Origin of the sequence: Streptomyces sp. NPDC058375, assembly GCF_042723425.1 — a bacterium.
GTDB classification, from domain to species: domain Bacteria; phylum Actinomycetota; class Actinomycetes; order Streptomycetales; family Streptomycetaceae; genus Streptomyces; species Streptomyces durocortorensis.
Window position 1 is genome coordinate 1 of sequence record NZ_JBHXJG010000398.1, and the last position, 4,368, is coordinate 4,368.

Genomic DNA, 4,368 nt, shown 5'->3' on the forward strand with positions numbered 1-4,368 from the left:
GCTCAGGCGTGCGGGCGCGGCCTCCTGGGTGTCGGTGCCGCCACACCCAGAAGACCGTGCAGGAGACCAGCGCCCAGGCGGCGAGGACCAGGTACGGGAGGACGAACTGGTGGCCCTGGTAGTAGACGGCCGTGTGCTGGGCGTTGACGGAGGCCCCCGGCGGCAGCCAGCGGCCGATGTGGCCGAGCGCCGAGGGCAGCAGCGGCCACGACACCGCCCCGCCGGATGACGGGTTGCCGAGCAGCACCATGACGCCCCAGGTGGGGATCATCGCCCAGCGGCCCATCAGGGTGTTGAACATGGTGAAGACCATGCCGGAGGTGAACATCGTGAACGCCAGGATGAGCCAGGACTGGACGAACGGCAGGTCCACCGCCCCGAGCCACCAGTCCACGGCCGCGGCGATGGCGAACCCGCCGAGCAGGGCGTAGGCGACGGTGAAGGCGATGCGCTCGGCCGGGTTGAGGCCGTGGGCGTGCACGCTGAGCTGGATCGCGCCGAGGAAGCCCATGATGACGGCGGCCAGCGAGATGTAGAACAGGGCGAGCCCGCGCGGGTCGCCCCTCTGGAGCGGCTTGACGTCCCGGACGGTGACCTCGACGCCCGTGGCGTCCCCCACCTCGATCCCGGCCTTGCCGAGCAGCTCCGCCACCGAGGCGCCCGAGGCTCCGGCCACGTCGAGCGCCACCCCGTCGTCGGACGCGCGCACGATCGCGAAGACCTTCTGTTCGTCCAGGGCGCGGCGGGCGTCGGCGACGTCCGGGTAGTCGTGGAGTTCGAGCGAGGCGTCGAGGGCCTTCTCCATCCCCGCGACGAACGCCTCGCCGCGCTCCACCTCCGGCTGGGTGACCAGGGCCGCCGGGATCCGGTGCGGGGTGGGGTTCGCCATCGCGTACGTGTAGGAGCCGGCGAAGAGACCGGCTGCGGCGGCGACGATCAGGACGAGGACGGTCGCGGGCAGGAACGGGCCGTTCTTGTACGCCTCCCAGCGCTCGCGGAGGGTGAGCGGCCGCCCGTGCGCGCCGTGCTTCTCGCTGCTTCCGCTCACGCGGGGTTCCCGTCGTCGTCGTGGCGGGCTCGGCTGGGCTGGACGCGCTTGGGCTCGCCCGGCATCTTCGGATACTCCGGCGGGTACGGCATGTCGCCGAGGCCGCGCTCCTTCTCGTCCCGGTCGGCCAGCTCCAGCAGCCCGTCGAGCCGGAACGCCTCCTGGTCCATGTCGGCGTGGACGTCGCCGAGTTCGGCGTACCGCACCGGGAGCGTCCGGATGTCGAAATCGCGCGGCTCGGCGTCGTCGATCTCGTCCCAGCGCAGCGGCGCGGAGACCGGGGCGTGCGGGAACGGACGTACGGAGTAGGCGGAGGCGATCGTGCGGTCGCGCGCGGTCTGGTTGAAGTCGACGAAGATCCGCTCCCCGCGCTCCTCCTTCCACCAGGCGGTCGTCACCCGCTCGGGCATCCGCCGCTCCAGCTCGCGCCCGGCGGCGATGGTGGCGCGCCGCACCTCGGTGAACGTCCAGGCGGGCTCGATGGGCACGAACACGTGGATCCCGCGGCCGCCGGAGGTCTTGGGCCAGCCGCGTACGCCGTGGTCCTCCAGGACGGAGCGCAGCTCGTGGGCGGCGGTGACGGCGTCGGCGTAGTCGGTGCCGGGCTGCGGGTCGAGGTCGATGCGCAGCTCGTCCGGGTGGTCGGTGTCCCCGGCCCGCACCGGCCAGGGGTGGAAGGTGAGGGTGCCGAGGTTGGCGGCCCAGATCACGGCGGCGAGCTCGGTGGGGCAGATCTCGTCGGCGGGGCGGCCGCTGGGGAAGGCGATCCGGGCGGTGGGGATCCACTCGGGGAGGTTCTTCGGGGCGCGCTTCTGGTAGAAGAAGTCGCCCTCCACCCCGTCCACGAAGCGCTGGAGGGTGGTCGGACGGTGGTTCAGGGCACGGGTGATCCCGGGGCCGACGGCCAGGAAGTACTCGGCCACGTCCCTCTTGGTGTAGCCCTTCTCGGGGAAGTACACCTTGTCCGGGTTGGACAGCCTCACGGCCCGTCCGCCCGCGTCCAGCTCCACCGCTGCTCCCATGACGGCCACCGTAGGCCGGTCGCACATATGCCGCACATCGGGAGACATGGGCGGGTGCGCGGTCCAGAATCGGGCCATGGACCTGCCGGTGATGCCGCCCATCAAGCCGATGCTCGCCAAGTCGGTGGCCAAGATCCCGCCGGGCATGGCGTACGAGGCGAAGTGGGACGGTTTCCGGGCGATCGTGTACCGGGACGGCGACGAGGTCGAGATCGGCAGCCGTACGGGCAAGTCGCTGACCCGCTACTTCCCCGATCTGGTCGACGCCGTTCGGGACAACCTCCCGCCGCGCTGTGTGATCGACGGGGAGATCGTCATCGCGCACGAGGGGCGGCTCGACTTCGAGCGGCTCAGCGAGCGCATCCATCCGGCGGACTCCCGGGTACGGATGCTCGCCGAGCAGACCCCGGCGAGCTTCATCGCCTTCGACGTCCTCGCGGTCGACGACACCTCTGTGTTGAGCACCCCGCAGGTGGACCGGCGGGCCGTGCTGACGGCCGCCCTCGCGGGAGCCTTTGCGCCCGTCCTCCTCGCCCCGTCGACCACGGACATCGAGCTGGCCCGGCAGTGGTTCGACCGGTACGAGGGGGCGGGACTCGACGGGATCGTGGCGAAGCCGCTCGACCTCCCCTACCGGCCCGACACCCGGGTGATGTACAAGATCAAGCACGAACGGACCGCCGACGTCGTGGTGGCGGGCTACCGCGAGCACAAGAGCGGCCCGGTCGTCGGCTCGCTCCTGCTCGGCCTGTACGACACCGGGGGCGTGCTCCAGCACGTCGGGGTCTGCGCGGCCTTCCCGATGAAGCGGCGCGCCGAACTGGCCGAGGAACTCGCTCCGCTGCGCTGCGAGTTCGCCGAGCACCCGTGGGGCGCCTGGGCGGACGCGGCGGCGCACGAGGCCTCCCGGCTGCCGGGGACGCAGAACCGCTGGACCGGCAAGAAGGACCAGTCCTGGGTGCCGTTGCGCCCCGAGCGGGTGTGCGAGGTGGCCTACGACCACATGGAGGGCGACCGGTTCCGGCACACCACGCAGTTCCGCCGGTGGCGGCCGGACCGGTCCCCCGCCGGATGCACGTACACACAGCTGGAGGAGGTCGTCTCCTACGACCTGTCCGAGGTGCTGGCAGGCGGCTGACCCGGCCCCGCCGTGCCCCCCGCTCACGGGCATGGACGGCGGCGGTCGGGGCACGTTCCGGTGGGAGAGGGCCCACCCGCGGCGGGGTGGGCCCTCTCCCGCACCGGTGATGTCGAGGCGAACGGGGACAGGACGATGACCGAAGAACCGAACACCGACCCGGCGGAGCTGCTGAAGGGGCTGACCGTGGACGGCCGCCGTCCCGAGCAGCCCGTCCTGCTGGACGATCAGGGCCGCCCGATCGAGACCTGGCGGGAGAACTACCCGTACGACCGACGGGTGGGCCGCAAGGAGTACGAGCAGGAGAAGCGCGTCCTCCAGATCGAACTGCTGAAGCTCCAGCGCTGGGTCCGGGAGAGCGGGCAGCGGCTGGTGGTCCTGTGCGAGGGCCGTGACGCGGCGGGCAAGGGCGGGACCATCCAGCGGTTCACCGAGCGGCTCAACCCGCGTGGCGCGCGGGTGGTCGCCCTGGAGAAGCCCACCGAGCGGGAGAGCGGGCAGTGGTACTTCCAGCGCTATGTGGCCCAGCTCCCGACCGCCGGGGAGATCGTGTTCTTCGACCGGTCCTGGTACAACCGGGCCGGTGTGGAGCGGGTGATGGACTTCTGCACCACCGAGCAGTACGAGCATTTCCTCAAGCAGGCCCCGCAGTTCGAGCGGATGCTCGTCGAGGACGGCGTGCTGCTGGTGAAGTTCTGGTTCTCGGTCTCCCGCGGCGAGCAGCGGACCCGGTTCGCGATCCGGCAGGTCGACCCGGTCCGCCAGTGGAAGCTGTCACCGACCGACGTGGCCTCGCTGGACCTGTGGGACGAGTACACGGCCGCGAAGGTCGCGATGTTCCGGGCCACGGACACCGAGTACGCGTCCTGGACGGTGGTCAAGAACAACGACAAGAAGCGCGGTCGGCTGGAGGCGATGCGCAGCCTCCTGTGGCGGCTCGACTACGACAGCAAGGACGAGAAGACCATCGGAACACCGGACCCGCTGATCGTGGGTCCTGCGGACACCTTGCTGGAGCCCGGCGAGGAGCAGGCGGATCTCTCACCCACCCCGCTGACCGGCCGGGCGCACGGGCCGGGCAACCATCCCGGCCAGGATTGATCCGGGCCCCTTCCGTCACGGAGCTGAGGAAAGGGGGCTCCTCCACCCGTGGGTGGAGG

4 protein-coding genes are annotated in these 4,368 nt (G+C 71.3%); 2 read left to right on the top strand and 2 right to left on the bottom strand.

What is annotated here, in order from left to right; all coding sequences use genetic code 11:
• Both ACFWM7_RS34015 and ligD read right to left on the bottom strand, forming a co-directional pair.
• A partial coding sequence (locus ACFWM7_RS34015; protein WP_383268284.1) for an ABC transporter permease occupies positions 1-1,048 on the bottom strand: 1,048 nt, incomplete at its 3' end.
• A complete protein-coding gene (gene ligD / locus ACFWM7_RS34020) occupies positions 1,045-2,070 on the bottom strand; it encodes a non-homologous end-joining DNA ligase (protein WP_383268287.1) in 1,026 nt (341 codons plus the stop codon). The genes ACFWM7_RS34015 and ligD, both read right to left, overlap by 4 nt.
• Before the next feature lie 76 nt (positions 2,071-2,146).
• On the opposite strand from ligD, the gene ACFWM7_RS34025 reads away from it, so the two are divergent.
• Together ACFWM7_RS34025 and ppk2 are read left to right on the top strand one after the other, a co-directional pair.
• Entirely contained in the window at positions 2,147-3,208 is a 1,062-nt protein-coding gene (locus ACFWM7_RS34025) for an ATP-dependent DNA ligase (protein WP_383268289.1), read from the top strand.
• A gap of 135 nt (positions 3,209-3,343) precedes the next feature.
• Positions 3,344-4,309, top strand: a complete 966-nt coding sequence (ppk2, locus tag ACFWM7_RS34030) for a polyphosphate kinase 2 (RefSeq protein ID WP_383268291.1) — start codon at positions 3,344-3,346, stop codon at positions 4,307-4,309.
• Positions 4,310-4,368 lie beyond the last annotated feature (59 nt).